Raw genomic sequence first — 16,770 nt, 5'->3', positions numbered from 1 at the left:
CCCCGGTTGCCTGGTAGCGCCGGCCCCCCAGTTGCCTGGTAGCGCCGGCCCCCCGGTTGCCTGTAGCGCCGGCCCCCCGGCCGGCTGTAGCGTGGACCTCCCGGTCCACGCTCTCCTCCTCACTCAATGTTGTCATCCTGAGCGGGTGATAAATTTTTTACATCACGTTGTTTTCATTGCACATAACACGCCAATTTTTGGCTGTGTAGTAACTGTGCAGGCAAGCTGTGCAAATTCCAGCCAATTCTGCCTGCTGCAGGCCCCTTGGGCACGAGGAGCCGGGGTGCGTCGCCCCTTCTTCCGAAGGCCAAGTCAGAACAGCAACGCACAGAGTAGCCAAGTCCATGCGCGATGTCGGTTCCTGCTGCTCATACTGCTGACGATAAATGATCGCAGCAATGACCGCATCTTCGCCGCATGTTCGGTGAACAGAAGCGATGAAACCGAATGTTGATGCCGCAATCGCCAGTCGAAGTCTCAGCCATGAGCTTCATGCAACGGATAATCGCGTCCGTCGTCGGAGCCTTCAGAGGCTCAGCCCTATATCCATACCCTGACTCTTTTCCTGTTTGGGAGTCTCGGCTATCTCATGTTGCGGCGGTTTCAAGTCGGGCGTGTGGGCGCTTTGGTGTGAAACATCATGGCCCAAAGCCTGCGACAGCTTTTCTCGGTCGTTCGTGAATATCTGAGCGTCCCATCGCCCGCGCGAAACTGATACATAGGCCATGCGGTTATTGAGCAGATCCTTCGCGCCCAGTTCAGTATCAACATTGATGAGCACACGGTCTGCGGTCTGCCCCTGACTGGAGTAGCTGGTCACGGCGTAGCCGTGATCCAGATGCGGATGCCGCAGCGGATCGAAGCTCATGCTGCGCTCATTGTCCAGCTTCATACGCATCGTGCCATCCTGCGCGATGGCCTCCACTGTTCCAAGTTCCCGGTTCGCTATCTTCAACTCCTGGTTCGGTGCGGTGAACTGGATGCGGTCGCCAACGGAGAATGCCTTCTCCTGCTCGCGGTAAACCGAGACTCCCATCTGGCGGCGCGGATCGTAGGTCGTGTGTTCTCCGTTCGTGCGCAGAACCGTCAGCGTGTTTTCCCGTGCATTCACTGAGACAACGCGAGTATATTCGCCTTTCTCAATGCAAGTCTCCTGCGAGCTGCGCGAGTAGCGCAGAATATCGTTGATCTGGTACTGCTGCGCCCAACTGCGATCCGCGCCGGTCATCTCCTGACGCGGCACAAGCGTGTTGATGGAGTGCTCCCGTTGGCTTACAACGCCGCGCGATTGCAGCTCATCATGTATCCGTTGATTGATCTCCGAACGCGAACGGTTGTCCGGCGAAACCACAAGTGTGCTTTCAGGAGCCTTGGCATACTCGCGCGCGATAGCGGAGATGCGCTCCTCATGGCCCTTCACTTCATGCACACGGCCCTGCCGGTCAAGACTTTCGACAGCGGCTCCAACCTGACCGTGCGCCAACTGCTCGACGGCTTTCTTCAGCTCCGGGTCGCGCTGCCGCACGATCTCCTCCAGCCTCACCGTGCGCATTCCCGCTTCCTGTAGCTGCGCGAAGGGCCGGCCTGCTTCGACGGCCTCATGCTGGCGCGTGTCGCCTACCAGTAGAACGCGATCATTCGGATGGAGGCGGGTTACAAACTCGTGCATCTGGCGCGTTGAGGCAAGCGATGATTCATCGAGCACATACAATCGCTTCTCGCCGGTGTCCGGTTGCTCGCCCCTGGCAAGATGATGCTGGAGCGTGGAGGTCTCTATACCGGCCTCGGCGAGCTTATGCGCCGCGCGGGAAGTCGGCGCGAATCCCTCGACCGTGTATCCCTGCGCCTCCGCGCCCTCACGGACCACAGCCAGCGTAGTCGTCTTGCCAGCGCCGGCGACTCCATCCAATCCAACAATCTTCTCGCGGCTCACAAATATCTCATCGACCGCGCTTCGTTGCGCCGGACTCAACTCCGGGTGCCGGTCTTCTGTCCAAATTCGCAACTGCGGTGAAACCAGCATCGGATCGCCATAGCCGCGTTCATTGCCTCTCTGCATCTGGGCGACGATCTCCTTCTCCATGCGAATCATTTCGGCGGTGGTGTACTGGGGCGCGGCGCGGCCATCCGTCTGCTCAATCGCGCGAAACTCGCCTCGCATCACCCGTTGCTCAAACTCATGTCGCACTTGGCCGTAGGTCGCCTGCCCCATGCTGCGGTCCATCGCTGCCTGCAGGATGGCTCGCTCATCCTGCACTGCCGAACGCTCGAAGACGTGAACGCGAGAATAGGTCACGGACTGCTGCACCGTCTTCTCCGGTTGTTGCGCATGGTGGTGTGCCTGTTCGCGCGCTTGCGCGACAACACGATCTGCCTGATGGCCGAACTGTGCGGCGAGTTCACGGTGCCGCTGCAACACTTCCTCCGGCGAAAGCAACTCCTTGCTGTCCCGCGTGCGATGGGCCGCTACCTGCGCCGCGCCAGCGCCGTCTCTGCCGATCTCCTGCAAGTGTTCTTTGATTTGCTCCCGGCGCGGACTTGACGCGTCGAGATACTCCTGCGTGTAGCCCTTGATCTCCGGCTGTCCATGCTTGCCCCGCTCGATCTCGTAACCCAAGCCATGCAACCGCATGGCGAGCTCGGAACGGTATACGCTGGTCGCATAGTGCTGGGACTGGAACAAGCTGCGCTCCTGGAGCGCACGTGTCTGGCCATTCTCGCGTTCGGTGACATTGAAGATGACGGCATGAGTGTGAAGCTGCGGCGCAGCATAACCGTCCACCGGACGGGCGGTGTCATGCTCGAAGGTAGCTGCGATGAACTTGCCAGTCGTCTCCGGTGCATGGACATTACCTATGCGCGCCTGCGTGTAACGCTCCAGTTCTCCGAGAGCGACGCGGACGCTTTCACGGTGCGCCTCCCGGACACGGTCATCGCGTCCTACAAGGGCGGTAAGCGAAACGGACTTCGGTGCAGAGAATGTCGCATCCCATCCCGCGCGGTGCTCCACGCTGGTGATTTCCTTGCCGTGCTCGTTTTCGTAGGTGCGCGCAGGCTGATGCTTGACGAGCTGCAAGCCGCGTTCGGGATGCTGGCCTTCACTCAGGCGGGCGAAGTGCTCGGAGCCGACTTCGCCATCGAGACCCCACTGCTGCGCAAGCTTTCCCTGCCACTCGTTATGCGCCTGCTGGTCGCGGCTCCAGTAGTTCTGCTTTTCGGAAGTGAACTCGCGGGAGTGATACGTCCGCGCCTGGCCCGCTGACAAGGATTTGGAGATGGTCAACATGCGCATGTACTCCACAAAGTGCGCGGCAGCATCTCGCTTCTGCCTGATGAGATTCTATCGCTGACCGAAAGAATATAGGAAGTAATCCTCAAGCGGGCTAAAGCTGGCTTCCATCGGACGATCAGACAAATCGGGACACGCCGGACACTTTCTCCCTTGACAAATGTGAACAGTGTTCACTAGTGTGATTGGTGTTAGCTATGAACATCCAGCGCATACGCGAAGAGAAGAAATCTGAAATCCGAAACCTGATCCTCGGAACCGCCCGGAAAAGCTTCGTCAGGGAAGGCTATGAGAATTTCTCCCTGCGCAGTCTGGCGCAGAAGATTGGCTATTCCCCCGCGGCGATCTATCGGTACTTCAAAAGCAAGGACGATATCTTTGCCTGCCTGACTGCAGAGAGTTTTGATCTGTTGATCAAGGCCTCGTCCGCTGTCGTTCCGGAACCGGATGAAGATCCAGTTTCCGTTTTGAAGCGAGGCATACATGCATACGTAGCATTTGGTCTCGAAAATCCAGACCACTACCGGATTGCATTTCTCCTCGGCGGACGAGCGGCAAAAGGGCCTCAACGGCCCAGAGCCGCATACGAAGCACTGCGGGCGAGAATCCAGCGCTGCATCGACGGCGGCCGGATGTTTCCGGTTGATCCGGACCTGCTGGCGCAGTCACTGTGGGCCGCGGCGCATGGAGTTACATCACTGCTCGTTCAGCGGCCATCCTTTCCATGGGTGGCGCGAAGCAAGTTGGTTGATCGCGTGATTGACAGCGCAGTCAATGCACTGCTCGTCCATCCACAAGCAGTATCCCTGGGAGGCGAAAATGACAATCGCAACGTCAAAAAAATCTCCGCAGCGCGAAACCCCAAGAGGGTCGCGGGGCGCGCTTAGGGCGAATCTTGGCTGGCTCGTCGCGGCTTGCGCCTTGTTGCTGGTCGCCGACGGGCGAAACACCATTGCGCTTGCGGCATGGCTCGCGCCCGCATGTCTGCTGCGGTTCGTCCGCAAGGAGGATGCGCTCCGCGGACTCGCGATCGCCTACGTTGTCCTGGTGATCACGCGGGGCGTCGCGTTTCGTGGAATGGTGCCCATCCCCGGAGTCTTCTACTACATCTTTGCGGTGATATCGGCCATCTCGGCCCTCCTGCCCTACCTTGCGGACCGGCTGCTGGCGAGGCGCCTCGGGAAGTTCTCCGGTACGCTTGTCTTCCCGTGCACTCTGGTAGCCGCGCAGTTCCTCTATTCCCACGGACCGCAGGGCAGTTGGGGCACGGTGGCCTATACGCAGGCGGGCAACCTGCCGTTGCTTCAGCTTCTATCTGTCACCGGGATCTGGGGAGTGACATTCCTCATCGGCTGGTTTGCAGCCGTTGTCAATCAGGCTCTGGACCGTCCCCGGAACCTGCGACCGCTCGCTGTCTTTGCTCTCGTATACCTGGCGGTCATTCTTGGAGGAGGGGCGCGGCTCGCCTTCTTCCCTCCGTCGTCTCCGGCGGTGCGGGTCGCCTCGCTCTCTCCGGCAGAGCAACCACAACAACCTGCCTTCAATGACTTGAGTGCGATTGTCGCGGGAAGAGCCACCAGCGCTCAGGTAAGCGCCTTCCGAAACGCGTCGGCCGCGGTTGCCAACGATTTGCTGTCGAGGTCAGCTCTGGAGGCCTCTGCGGGGGCGAAGATCATCTTCTGGTCGGAGAGCGCGGTCTACGTTCTCGCCGAGGATGAGCCTGTGCTGCTCGCGAAAGGGCGCGAGCTCGCACGAACCGATCAAGTTTACCTTGGGATGACGCTTGGCACCTGGACGCCCGGCGCGCCGAAGCCACTCCAGAACAAACTCGTCATGATCGAGCCGGACGGGAACATCGCCTGGCAATATCTAAAGGCGAATCCAACGCCGGGACCCGAAGCGGCAGCGGCCATTCCGTCCGATGGAAAACTGAAGTGGATCGATTCGCCTTATGGCCGAATCGTCGGCGCAATCTGCTATGACATGGATTTTCCTTCCCTGATGGCGCAGGCAGGTGCGGATCGCGCCGACATGGTGATCAGCCCGGCCGGAGACTGGCGGGCCATCGATCCCCGCCATACGGAGATGGCCGGCTTTCGGGCCATTGAACAGGGATTCAATCTGGCGCGACAAACCAATCAGGGTCTGTCTGCGGCTTACGACTATGAAGGGCATCAGTTGGCCCACATGGATCAATATCAGGCCCAGGAACTCGCCATGGTGGCGCAGGTTCCGACCCGCGGTGTTCGCACTCTCTACTCGCTGCTAGGGAATTGGCTCGCGTGGCTCTGTCTGGTCGTGCTGATCGCTCTCGTCTGGTTCGGCATTCGAGCACCAGTCAGATCGGCGTGACAGCGCCGCCGCCAAAGGTCGTCGCTTAGCAGGAGAACGTGCTTGCTGGATCGGCGGTCGAATTCCGCGGCGAACCATTCACCGCGCTGCGGCCGAACGCCCAGCATGGGCAGCAGGTTGGCGGTGACCCGCAGCCCGTACACCAACTCCGGTTGGCCCTTTCCGGTCAGGTTCGACAAGTTGTAGCGATACATCGCCACATCCTGGAAGGCGGGAACGGTGGACTTCCAGTCAATCGCGTCGCGCAGGGGAGCGCTCCAATCGCTTTGCTCGCCGGTTTTGGGAGGCCAACTGACAATCTGCACCAGCCGAGAAGGATCTCTGAAGGGTAAGGGCGCGAGGAGCACAGCGCGCACCGCGGCGAAAATCGCAGTGCCGAAGCCAAAACCCGTCGCGAGAACAAGGACCACAGCACAGTGAAACCCCGGCAACGATCTGCGCCAGGTTTGCCGTCAACTACATTCTCACCCGCCGAGCATAAACTGAATTTGCATGGCCTGCGCCTGCTACAAACTTGCGGTGCCACACACGAAGGACATCGCGGCGCACATTTTCAGCGGTCGAGCCCCTACCCGCACATTGGGTTCGGACACTCGCCGGTATTATGCAAAAGGAGGACCCGTGAAACGTGCGCATCGGATCGGGATGTGGCTCGGTGGCAGTTTGCTGACATTGTTGCTGGCGTGTGCGCTGGTACTCTTTGCGTTCTTTCACACATTTTATCCGCATGTGCGACCTGCCAACTACCCGCCGACGCACGATCTCGCCACGGCGCAACGTCAGGACCTGGACTACTTCAAGCGCTATTTCACGCTGGATCGTTCCTACACGCCGACTGCTCGTGCCCAAGCCGAGCGACTGTTCCGAGACACGTATGCGAAAGTCGGCGCGTTGTCGCCCGCTGCGTTTTCACTGTCGATTCTGCGCATGGTCGCACTGGCCGACAATGGTCATTCTCAGGTCTATAAGGGATCGTTATCGAGTGCTAACAATCGCATTCCTTGTCGTCTATATCACTTCGCCGATGGTTATTATGTCATCCGTACTCGGCCAGCATGCTCGGCATTGCTGGGTGCAAAGCTGATCGCTGTCGACGCACTGCCTGTGGATCAATTGGTTGACCTTATGTTCGAGTACTCGGGTGGCCCCCGAAATCACTACGATCAATATGTCTCGGTGTTTTTCCTCGAATCACCCGCCCTTCTGCATGCTGCGGGCTTGGTGACGCAGGCCGATCAACTCACCTTGCAGGTGCAATTGCGAGACGGTTCCTTGCAGGAGGTGGCGATGCATGCCGATCCTCCCAACCCGGATGCGCCGGACGTATATTCCGACGCCTATCTGTCGCCGCAGCGCATCGACGGCGAGGCGGCGGACTGGTCGCCTCTGTTGGCCCGCGATGCCGCTTTGCCACTATTTCTAAGCGGCTACGCCAATCCGTTCCAAGCTACGTACTGGCCCGATAAGAGCGTGTATTACGTGCAGTTCCGCAGCAATGAGAGCGAACAGGGGCATCCGATCGGCCCGTTTGTCAGCCACGCGGAGCGCCAGATCATCGAAACTCGGCCACGTTGCATCGTGCTTGATTTGCGTCTCGATCAGGGAGGCGATTTTGTCACGACTGCGGCACTGATGAAGCACATCACCACACTTACTGATTCGATCCAACACGTCTACGTGCTGATTAGTGCGTGGACCTTCTCCGCCGGTGACATCGATCTTGCATTAGTGAAGGACCACGGAGGTCGCAAGGTCACTGTCATCGGAGAGCCGCCAGGCGACCGTGTGCGCATCTGGGCAGAGGGCCGATATATCACCCTTCCTCATTCGAAGCTCGACATTGGTTTCGCGACTGGGTATGAGGACTATTCGAAGCCATGCTGGGGACAACCGCACTGCTTCTGGACTACCCTGTTCTTTCCCACCCATGTTGCCTCGTTCGCCCCGGATATCCGTGTGCCATACACCTTCGACGATTACGTGAATCTGCGTGATCCGCTGCTGGCCAAAGCAATGTCGCTCGCCAGCGACGCAACGTTGCAGCACTGACACACAGTTGTGAGGACTCGCGAGTCACTCGATGAGAATTGGGTTTGTATCGACCCGTCGGCTTGTGGGGCAATGGACCGTTGTGGAGGCCTCTTTTACGGCTTCACTCAATCCACTCCGATTCATCCCAGTCACGTGGCTTTTCATTTCCGGCCTTTTGTCGAGCAGACCCAGGGAATACCATTTGCTTTAGGGCCGGCTTCTTTGGCGGTTCGTTCGAGCCTGCACTCGCTGCCTGTTGCGAGCTGATCGCCGTCTGCTGCACGGCAACGGTACGCGACGATACCGCTACGGCTCGCTCGATGAATCGCGGCTGTTTCTCTATCGGAGCAACATACGGAAAGCGTACCTGGACGACGTAGTTCTCCTGCTTAATGTAGCCGTGCAATGGCTCCAGTCCTGCAATCTCCGAGGCCATGACGAGCGGCTGGGTCGTGATCTCAAGGGTGTACTGCTTTCTGCCACCAATCAGACCCCCACTGCGCGACTCCTTCAAACGCTCAAGCTCCACCTCTCCGATCGCATCGGAAACCCACTTCGCCGAGTGCGGCTCGGAGGTCTTCAGGAATATCTTTGTCGCGGGTTGCGAGAGGATGACTTCGGCATCCTTGCCGTAACGCTTTTCGAGCTGGCTTCGGCCCTGGAATCCGAGCACAACCGGGTTGCCGGATTTGCGGCTCTCGGTGACAACCGTATGGAGCTGCGGCAACCTGTTCAAACTGGCCAGTTCGTCCAGCACAAACCACACCGGCTTCGCCGGATTCACGCAGGGCGCCAACATGCGGAGAATCAGCATGTCAAGCCATACGCTATGCAGCGGCAATAGCTTCTCACGGAAGGTCGGCCTGGAGGTAAGAAACACCCATTTGTTGCGCTCGAATTCCCAGCGCGAAGTGGAGAACCGTTGCCGGTTGTCATCCTCCCTGGGCAACAGCTCGAAGCTGTCCGCAATCATGTTGAAACTGGAGATGATTCCGGCACTCTGGGCAGGCGCGCTGGAATCGAGAAAAGCGGCATACGGAGTTCCCTGCACCATGCGCGCGATTTCTGCTGGATCGCTCATCCATTGCACAAGCTGCTGCGGGGTGGGCCGCCGGCACATCAGACGTGCGAAGACGCGCCGTGGTGCGTCGGTAAAGAATTCCTTTTCGTGGTCCTTTTCAGGAAACAATGCCGCCGCCATCGCCGTCGCCACTTCCGCCGTCGATACCTCATCGGCGATGTCCCAATAAGGGCACCGTGTGTCGAGTGGGTTGAGAATCAGATCGCCGCGCTCGGGCGAGTAGAACTCCGGCGTGAACTCCAGCGCCGGGTCGTAGACGATGGCCGTCTCTCCCCGCTGAGCAATCTGGCGGAGGATTTGCCGGATGGCCGAAGATTTGCCGCTGCCCGAGTCGCCCATTAATAGGATATGGTTGGCTTCGAGATTGCGCCGGATGCGGAAAGTGGGACTGGCCCAACTGGGCAACTGCTTGCTGCACCAGTCGAGCAGGAAATTCTGCCAGCGCAATTGCCAGCGGATACCGTCGGGCTTAATCTTCCAATTCCATCGCCAGGAGGACAGCAGTTCCGGCCCTCGGGTGCGGCGTCCATGCCGTTGTTCGCGTCGCGATCCGGCGGAGCCCAACCACTCTTTCAATTGAAGCCCGCCCGCAATCAGAAACATCAGCGATGCCAAGCCGAAGAGAATCCGTTCGAGCGGCGGCATCTCTGGTGCCAACCATGCCGCCAATGGGAATAGCGGAAAGCCGAAGATCACCGCCAGTAGAGCCACGATCCACCACCGGAAACGACCTGGGAAACGCAGCGGTCTCATGGCGTACCCTTTGGTGGTTTGGCTCCGCCACCGGCCCTCAGTTTCACCAGAAACTCGTCAGCCTTTTGCTGTTTAACGGAGTCGGCGTATACGAGCATCTTGCGGAGCGATTCGTCTGACAATGGCCCTTTGGAAGCTGCCGCGAACAGATTAAGGATGAGGGCACGAATCGCCATCAGTTCGCCCAACAGAATTGGGTCGGTATTCGATCCCTGAGCGCCAGACAATCTGGCGAGTATTGCCTCGCGTATCCAGGCGGAAATGTTCGTGCCTTCGTCGGCGGCAGCGGCCTCGACTTCGGCAAACTCAGCCTCGGTCAACCGGGTGCCGGTTTGTTTGACGCGGTAATTCTCGGATTCCCGTGCGGGGGAAATGGCTGGCGGAATCAGCGAAGTCGGCTTCGGGTCAGCGGTAGCCACAGAAGATTTGACCCCGGCGAGGACTTGGGCTTGCATTTCGTTTGATGCCGGGTGATTGAGGGCGGTTTCCGTAAAGCATTCTGAATCATCATGTTCACATCTGCTAACTTTGTCGTTTGCAGATGTAAACGCCAATGTTTTCGCGCGAAAACTCAAAACTGCAAATGATTGAAAATGCACACGTTAACAAACGCAAACGAGCGTTTACGAATCAGTACCCCGTTGGGGATGACGTGTCGCAGCGTACAGCCGATGCCGAAGGCAGCGCCGTTCTTGGGATGACGGGCCGGGACACGGAATGGAGGGTTGCTGCCACGCCAGCGACGGCCCGCTGAAGCTCACTGGGCGCAGCCGGAGCTAAAATGCCGCCAAGGGAGAAGCGAGTATGAGCGGCATACACAGCCCCGCAGTCGCCCCTAGGCGGGAGTCGGCGCGCGATTGGAAATGGACACCGGCGGAGAAGGCCGTCGCCCGCAGAGCCTTCCACCTGGCCCTCAGCCGGGAACTCGAAGGCACCGTCCGCGAAGCCAAGGAACGCGCCGCGCGGATCACGGAAACCTCGGGCCTGTGGGAGCTGGAAGCCTGGCTCGGCGAGCAGCGCCGCCGCATCGACCGCGACTTCGACTACCGCTACTCCGTCCTGCCTCACGTCTTCGCCAGCCTGCTCTGCGACGGTCGCCTTACCGAAGACGATCTCCTCCGCCTCGCCCCGGACAAGCTCGACGCCATCCGCCACATCGCCCGCTCCTGAGCCTCCGACGCCAGCGACGGCCCACGGACGCCACGGCTGGCCCCTGGCCCTCACGATCTCCACGATCTCCATCTGGCGCGGGCCGGAGACCGTCCAATAGCGCCCCAATCCGGCCGCGTTTCTCTCTGCGGCGAAGCTCACTGGCGTCTGCCCAATGAGCATCCCGTCCTATCGATTAGGTGGCTTCGATACAACCACATTGGCCGAGGGCTTCGCCGCGTGCGCGTCGGGCGGGCCAGTGTGGTCGCCCGCGTTCGCGGGCATCGAGTGAGGGCGGGCAAACGCGCACAGGACACGAAAAATGCGGAGCCGGTCTTGCTGGCTCCGCGAACTGCTGCGATTGCTTGATGGTTATGCAGCCGCTTTCTTTGCGGCCTTCGTCTGCGGCCTGGGTGCTGGCTGCTTGGCGCTCTTGGCCTTTTCCTTCGCCGCGAACTCCTGCTTGACTGTCGCGGAGATGGCGTCCACATCCACCTTGTAGGCGTGCGCGGCATCGCGGAGAATCTTTGCCGCGTCGGTCTGGTTGTGCATGGACAGGAGGATGGCCGTCTCGACCAAAATGCGGCCCAGCTTACTCTCCTCGGCCTTGGGGAGAAACGCGGCCAGCAGTTTTGCCGGGGCTGCGTTGTTGGGTTTACCGATGCTATGCTGCCGGATGAGAACGGACAAGCGCCGCTCATCCAGCATCGCGGTCAGACGCTCGGCCAGAAATAGCAGGTCGCGCTTCATCAGCCGGACGGGAACCGCGTCGCCGATGGCTTTCAGAACGCGCATCCCGGTGGCCTGGGCCGTCGCCTCCTCGCGGCGCTGCTTCTCCTGAGCGGCCTTCATCTCGGCATCGGCATTCGTCCGCCGCTGCTGTTTCTTGGGGTGATGCACCGGGCAATCGGGGTTCGCGCACACCTTGCGAAACTCGCCCTTGTCCGTCCCATCCGCAACAATGGCTTCGGTGGTGTACTTGCATGTTTTGTATTCCGGCGCTTCCTGCTGGTATTTGTTCTTGGGCTGCTCATGCCGGATTTCGACATACTGGTTGCGGGGCACAATCGTGCTGCCTTCGGCGGGTTTACCGTAGGCGGACGTGATCTGTACCAGCTTCGGTTTCGCCGCTACTGTCCGCTTTACGTGCGCGTCCACCTTGGCCGTATAGCAACCGGGATCGGAGCAGGAATCGTGTTTGGCCGCGATGCCCTCGAAGAGCAACGTATTGTGGCCGGTGCGCTTGGGGCATTCAACGCAGGCACCCGCCTCGGGCACGAGCGTTGCATCCTCTTTCGAGAACGGCGCGGTGGCAAGCTCCAAGAGAATGTTGTGTTCGATCCATTCCCGCAGATGGCGAACGGGCAGCAGGATGCGCTTCGCCTTGTTGCCGCCCGTGTAGCTCTCTTGCCAGCACGCGGTTAACGCTTCCTCCTGTTGTTCGGGCTGTAACTTCGCCAAGAGCAAGGCATGACCCACGCCAATCTCGTCCTTGGTGAAGGCTTCGACCGCTGCGGGGGCAAGCTCGGTCAAGCGAAGCCGGGAGGCCACATACCCCGGTTGCTTGCCGCATTTGGCCGCGATGAGTTCGATGGAATACTTCGGCTCCTCAAGGCGCAAGAGCGCGGCGAAGCCCTGAGCCTCATGGAGCGGATGCACGTCCTGGCGCTGGAGGTTTTCGACTAATTGCGCCTCCAACACCTGAGCGTCGGTCATTTCGCGTATGCACACCGGGACTGTTTCTTTCTCGGCCATTGCCGCGCCGCGATAGCGGCGTTCTCCGAAAACAATCTCGAATCGTCGCTCTGCGCGGGGACGAACCAACAAAGGCTGCAAGACGCCGTTTTCGCGGATGCTGGCGGCGAGTTCCCGCATCGCATCTTCGTCGAAGGTCTTGCGTGGGTTGGTGGGCGATACAACCAGCCAATCGAGTGGCAGGTCGCGGTAGTCGGACTGAGTTTGAACTGTAGTTGTCATGGGGAATCTCCTATTCCGGTTGAATCTTGGTGAGGACGCAAGCGGGTACACTCTCAAGCGCACCCGCATGAGGATGTGTGCGTTAGCTGGCCGCTGCGACCTGCTCAGGCTCCGTCGCCGGTTCCGCGCTTTCGTCGTCGCGGATTGCTGCGAGAATTACAGCGGAGGTCCGCTGGATCACCTCAAGGCTTTCGGCCAGCAGCGTAGCGTTGCCGTTGTACATCCGGATGTAATCGCTCGAAGCGTTACCCATCTCCAAGCCGATTGCCTGACCCACGATGAAGGCCACGGCCTCGGCTTCCGTCTCGCGCACGGTTGCTGTGGTGAAGGTGCGGCGCTCCGCCTTGTGCAAGAGTTCGTGCGCCGTTTCGTGAACCAGAGTGACAAACTCCTCCGGCTTCGACTGGCCGGGTAGAAGCGCGATCTTGCCGCCGTAGCTCACGCCCAAAGCCGGAGCAATTCTTTCGTTGAACTCAAGCGCAATGTTCTGTTGCGCAAGAAAATCTCTGAGCCGGTCGCGCTGTTCGCCCACTTCGCCAGAGATGTTGTGCTCGAACTCCGGCAGGTCTTCGCCCTCGGTCTGCGCCACGTCGAACACATACACAGCGCGAAAACCGATGAGCACCGGCGGCTGCTTGGTGCTGCTGTCCGCATCGCTGGTCCGCGCGGCCTCTGCATTTCTCCGCCGGAATCCGATCATGGGCGCAAGAATGCGGATGCCCTTCTCGCCCTTCTTTACAAACCGGCCCATCTCGTTCCATGCGCGGATGCCCGCCACCCGCGAGGCCGTTGGGCGCTGTCTGGCGATCTGCAAAATGTTCCCGAAACTGTAGGAATGGAAACGGGCCATTGCGTTCAGGTAGGCGGTCAGGGTTTCGCTCTTGCCCGCTTCAAGCTGCTGGATGAGGTAATCCACAGCCTGCTTGATGAGCAGTTGCGGGGGGTTATCGCGCTTTGTGGTCCGCTGCTGATAGGGCGAGTCGCTGCGGCTCTGCTGCGCCGCATTTTTCCTGTGCGGCGCGGCATTGCGGCTGTGGGTTGCGCCGTTGCTGGCGGCGCTGGCTGCTGTCGTTGCTGCGATGGGAAATGACATTTTGATGCTCCTCGGTTGCCCGCTGTGGGGCGGATTGGCGTCCGAAACGGAAGAGCACCCAAACCAATTTTTTTCGTTGAGTGCTCCCGCTTCATGGCTTTTCGCAACGGGCGGAGGCGGGGAGGTTCGGTCAAGGGCGGGCGTTCGGTGCCCGTTCATCGGAGCGCAGCGGAGACCCTTGACGGGTTCTTCCCGCCTCAGCTAGACCGTTGCCTGAAGCGGGGGCGCTCAGGCGAGAAAGAAATTCGGTGGAACTACCTTTTCCTTTCGCCCATGCGAGGGGCAGGGATTGCGGGGCATGAACAGGCGTGCGACTTGAAGCTGTTTGGATGATTGTTCAACACGAAAGGAGTGAGCTGGACCTGCGCTTCCGTGCGCAGTAGCCTATCGACATCGGCGTAGCTGGTAGCGGCTGGGTTGAAAGCTGTCGAGACAACGTACCTCCTGTCTTTTAACAAAAAGGAATGCCGTGAGGCGTTCTCCTTCACTGCCAGCGTCAAGGCGGTGGGAGGGCCAGGCTGAGTGATAAGTCCAATACAAGTGAACCGCCGAAGGCGCCAGTTGGCAACCGAGCAATTCAATATGGCTCACGCAAGCATAAGAGCCGGAAATCGGGCAGAAGCAGTCCAACATTACCTCAAGAGTATGGAATTAGTCGGCGAGGAGACATCGCCCGACCGGACCCTTAAGGCTTTCGTTGCATATCAATGTGGCTTGTGCCTGTTGAATCAGCACAAACTCGATGGAGTTGATCCAACTTGGTTTTCATAGCCGCAGAAAGAGGCGGCTTCAATGATCAAGAATCTATGGGTCACAACCCTTCGGCTTTATAGGGCCTTGAACGAGCAAGACCTGCGATCCTATTCAGGCTCGCTCCTGCGAAAGCACGTGCCAGCAATTCTGAACGATCCGATTATGCAGTAATCTGGTATCCCTTTAGGTGTCAAGCGCAATTAGAGCTGTTTCGGAAATGCTGTAGACGGAGTTGCAGAGCCTGAACCAAGCCTTTGCATTGTCGGGGGTAATCCGTTTGAGGGCGTCTTCGATGGCCTGGTCAAGCGCCTCTCGGGTTCGGGCCTGGGCGGCGCGTAGCAGTTCTTTCAGTTTTGCCCAGGCCTTCTCGATGGGGTTCATATCCGGCGAATAGGGCGGCAAATACAGCAGCTCCGCTCCGGCTTTCTCGATGCTGGTGCGTACCGCGGCCACTTTGTGCGAACTGAGATTGTCCATCACCACAACGTCACCGGCTTTGAGAGCCGGACACAGCACTTGCTGGACAAAGGCCAGGAAGATGTCGCCGTCGGTGGCTTCTTCGATGGTCATTGCGGCGATCATCCCGCGCAGGCTCATGGCCCCCAGAATGGTCATGATCTTCCAGTGACCGCCCGGCGTCGCCTCATGAATGCGCCCTCCGCCGGCGCAGCGGGCGCGCAGCCGCGTCATGGAAGTGGTGACCCCGCTTTCATCCAGAAAAATCAGCCGCTCCGGCGCGATCGTACGGATCCGCGCGGCGAACTCGGCGCGCTGCTGGCGGTTGGCTTCGGTGTCCCGCTCGCTGGCGTGGAGTGACTTTTTTTGAGCCGCAGGCCCATCTTGCGCAGCAGGTACCAGATCTGCGGAATGCTCAGCGTCACGCTGGCCTCGCTGCGCAGTTTGGCTTGAATCTCGGCCAGCGTCAGGTCAGGCTTAGCCTCAATCCACTCCCGCACTTGCTGCTGCGCTTCGGGGCCGGCGTGCGGCTTGCGACCGGGACGGTACGGAACCCGCTCGGCCTGCCCGGTGCGATTCCGCTGCGCGGAAATCTTCTTCGCCCAACCCACACTCACCAGGAACCGCTCGGCCAACTCTTCCAGCGTCTCCTCCCCAACATCGTAGGCGGAGAGAAATTTACGGCGTAAATCAACCCCATAGGGTCGCCCCATAGTCTGTTCGCCGCGGAGTCTCGCCAATTACAGTTTATATCATATCCTAAAATGCTCTAGCCGCATTCACTTCACCGTCAAGCTGACCAGGTTGGCCGCACGTTTGATGGATCCGTTCTGGCCGTATAGATCGATGTTGCCGTAGGTCCCTGCCGTAGTGCTGGCCGAGGTCTGGATGGTGAAGGTGGCGTTGACCGAGCCGTTCGACGGCACTGTGACCTGCTGGGGCGACCAGGAAGTCGTCGCCCCAGGCACAGTCGCGTTCACCGCTCCCGGCGTCACTGTCCCGGCGAAACCCCCCACACTGCTGAAGGTGACCGTGTAGCTCGCCGATCCTCCCGCCGTCACCGTCTGGCTCGTGGTATTCACCGAAGCGCCGAAGTCTCCCGTGCCGCTGTAGGTCACCGTCTTCGATTGCCCGCTGATCGAATCGTGCAGCACGCCGCTGTAGGTGCCCAACTGGGTCACGATGAAGGTCCCGGTCGAGCTATAGTTCCCCGATGAGTTCGCGGCATAGGTGTAGGCCGCTGTTGTCTGGTCTGGCGCGGTCTGGTTGAGAGTCACCGTCGCATTCGGCGTCGCCGTGCCGCTGAAGGTCACCGGCGTTACACCCACCACCGGATTGCTCGGAGTGATCCCCCCGGTCAGCGCCCCCGAAGCCGCGTTCACCGTGAAGGTGACGGTGTTGCTGACCGCGCCGCTGGTCTTGTCGCTATAAACCTCGCTGTAGGTGCCGACCTCGGTCGCCTTGAAGGGGCCGAAAGTGAAGCCGCCACTGCTTGTTGCAGTTGTCGTGAAGGACTGTTGTGTGCCGTCCGGCAAGGTGCTGGCCGCGGTCACCGTTCCGTTGGGTGTTGCTCCGGTTCCGGTGATCGTGAACGGGGTCGAGTTCACCGTGCCGGTAGTCGGTGCCACCGATACCGACAGATTCGATGACGTCGAAACCGGAATCTTCTTCGCGAGGGACACGCTATTCTGAGCCTGGTCACTTACTGTGCATGTGACAGTGTATGTTCCCGTAGTCTTAGGAGCAGTCCAATTCGTGGCCTCTTGGGTCGGTTGGTCAAAGTCGCCTCCGGTGGCGGACCACGAGTACATCAAAACATCACCGTTCTGCCCTTTT

Annotated in this window: 12 protein-coding genes; 4 read left to right on the top strand and 8 right to left on the bottom strand. The window is 59.7% G+C overall.

Annotated elements, in window-relative coordinates:
- Window positions 1–526: 526 nt before the first annotated feature.
- The gene (mobF, locus tag VMU57_RS16565; protein WP_325385403.1) at window positions 527–3,286 is read right to left on the bottom strand and encodes a MobF family relaxase; all 2,760 of its coding nucleotides are present in this window, start codon (window positions 3,284–3,286) and stop codon (window positions 527–529) included.
- Between the two features lie 200 nt (window positions 3,287–3,486).
- Between mobF and VMU57_RS16560 the strand changes: the two genes are divergently transcribed.
- Together VMU57_RS16560 and VMU57_RS16555 are read left to right on the top strand one after the other, a co-directional pair.
- Window positions 3,487–4,176, top strand: a complete 690-nt coding sequence (locus VMU57_RS16560; protein ID WP_325385401.1) for a TetR/AcrR family transcriptional regulator — start codon at window positions 3,487–3,489, stop codon at window positions 4,174–4,176.
- The gene (locus VMU57_RS16555; protein WP_325385399.1) at window positions 4,109–5,641 is read left to right on the top strand and encodes a nitrilase-related carbon-nitrogen hydrolase; all 1,533 of its coding nucleotides are present in this window, start codon (window positions 4,109–4,111) and stop codon (window positions 5,639–5,641) included. The genes VMU57_RS16560 and VMU57_RS16555 overlap by 68 nt, the downstream gene beginning before the upstream one ends.
- On the opposite strand, the gene VMU57_RS16550 is transcribed toward VMU57_RS16555, so the two are convergent.
- The gene (locus VMU57_RS16550) at window positions 5,545–6,051 is read right to left on the bottom strand and encodes an ABC transporter permease (RefSeq protein WP_325385397.1); all 507 of its coding nucleotides are present in this window, start codon (window positions 6,049–6,051) and stop codon (window positions 5,545–5,547) included. The two genes, VMU57_RS16555 and VMU57_RS16550, sit on opposite strands and share 97 nt — an antisense overlap.
- Window positions 6,052–6,262: 211 nt before the next feature.
- Here VMU57_RS16550 and VMU57_RS16545 point away from each other — a divergent pair, with 211 nt between their 5' ends.
- On the top strand, window positions 6,263–7,690 hold the full coding sequence (locus tag VMU57_RS16545; protein WP_325385395.1) for a hypothetical protein: 1,428 nt from the start codon (window positions 6,263–6,265) through the stop codon (window positions 7,688–7,690).
- Window positions 7,691–7,793: 103 nt separating this feature from the next.
- Here the strand turns inward: VMU57_RS16545 and VMU57_RS16540 are convergent, their stop codons facing one another.
- Together VMU57_RS16540 and VMU57_RS16535 are read right to left on the bottom strand one after the other, a co-directional pair.
- Window positions 7,794–9,464, bottom strand: a complete 1,671-nt coding sequence (locus tag VMU57_RS16540) for a type IV secretion system DNA-binding domain-containing protein (RefSeq protein ID WP_325385393.1) — start codon at window positions 9,462–9,464, stop codon at window positions 7,794–7,796.
- A gap of 38 nt (window positions 9,465–9,502) precedes the next feature.
- Window positions 9,503–9,961 carry a hypothetical protein gene (locus VMU57_RS16535; protein ID WP_325385391.1) on the bottom strand — a complete coding sequence of 153 codons (459 nt, stop codon included), beginning with the start codon at window positions 9,959–9,961 and terminating at the stop codon, window positions 9,503–9,505.
- 349 nt (window positions 9,962–10,310) lie between these two features.
- Here VMU57_RS16535 and VMU57_RS16530 point away from each other — a divergent pair, with 349 nt between their 5' ends.
- Window positions 10,311–10,676 carry a hypothetical protein gene (locus tag VMU57_RS16530; RefSeq protein WP_325385389.1) on the top strand — a complete coding sequence of 122 codons (366 nt, stop codon included), beginning with the start codon at window positions 10,311–10,313 and terminating at the stop codon, window positions 10,674–10,676.
- A 351-nt stretch (window positions 10,677–11,027) separates the two neighbouring features.
- On the opposite strand, the gene VMU57_RS16525 is transcribed toward VMU57_RS16530, so the two are convergent.
- The 4 genes from VMU57_RS16525 to VMU57_RS16510 all read right to left on the bottom strand — a co-directional run.
- Entirely contained in the window at window positions 11,028–12,632 is a 1,605-nt protein-coding gene (locus tag VMU57_RS16525; protein ID WP_325385388.1) for a ParB/RepB/Spo0J family partition protein, read from the bottom strand.
- Between the two features lie 82 nt (window positions 12,633–12,714).
- Window positions 12,715–13,725, bottom strand: a complete 1,011-nt coding sequence (locus VMU57_RS16520; protein WP_325385386.1) for an ArdC family protein — start codon at window positions 13,723–13,725, stop codon at window positions 12,715–12,717.
- Between the two features lie 936 nt (window positions 13,726–14,661).
- A complete protein-coding gene (locus VMU57_RS16515; protein ID WP_325385405.1) occupies window positions 14,662–15,336 on the bottom strand; it encodes an IS630 family transposase in 675 nt (224 codons plus the stop codon).
- Window positions 15,337–15,713: 377 nt separating this feature from the next.
- Window positions 15,714–16,770 (bottom strand): hypothetical protein (locus tag VMU57_RS16510; RefSeq protein WP_325385384.1); only part of this gene is annotated, 1,057 nt, incomplete at its 5' end.

Source organism: Edaphobacter sp., assembly GCF_035532915.1.
In the GTDB taxonomy this organism is placed as follows: domain Bacteria; phylum Acidobacteriota; class Terriglobia; order Terriglobales; family Acidobacteriaceae; genus Edaphobacter.
This window is presented reverse-complemented; position numbering and strand designations above follow the sequence as displayed.

Bases quoted from the DNA above. Each gene is read 5' to 3' on its own strand.
- mobF (WP_325385403.1), bottom strand. From the start codon at position 3,286: ATGTTGACCATCTCCAAATCCTTGTCAGCGGGCCAGGCGCGGACGTAT.
- VMU57_RS16560 (WP_325385401.1), top strand. From the start codon at position 3,487: ATGAACATCCAGCGCATACGCGAAGAGAAGAAATCTGAAATCCGAAAC.
- VMU57_RS16555 (WP_325385399.1), top strand. From the start codon at position 4,109: ATGACAATCGCAACGTCAAAAAAATCTCCGCAGCGCGAAACCCCAAGA.
- VMU57_RS16535 (WP_325385391.1), bottom strand. From the start codon at position 9,961: ATGCAAGCCCAAGTCCTCGCCGGGGTCAAATCTTCTGTGGCTACCGCT.
- VMU57_RS16530 (WP_325385389.1), top strand. From the start codon at position 10,311: ATGAGCGGCATACACAGCCCCGCAGTCGCCCCTAGGCGGGAGTCGGCG.
- VMU57_RS16525 (WP_325385388.1), bottom strand. From the start codon at position 12,632: ATGACAACTACAGTTCAAACTCAGTCCGACTACCGCGACCTGCCACTC.
- VMU57_RS16520 (WP_325385386.1), bottom strand. From the start codon at position 13,725: ATGTCATTTCCCATCGCAGCAACGACAGCAGCCAGCGCCGCCAGCAAC.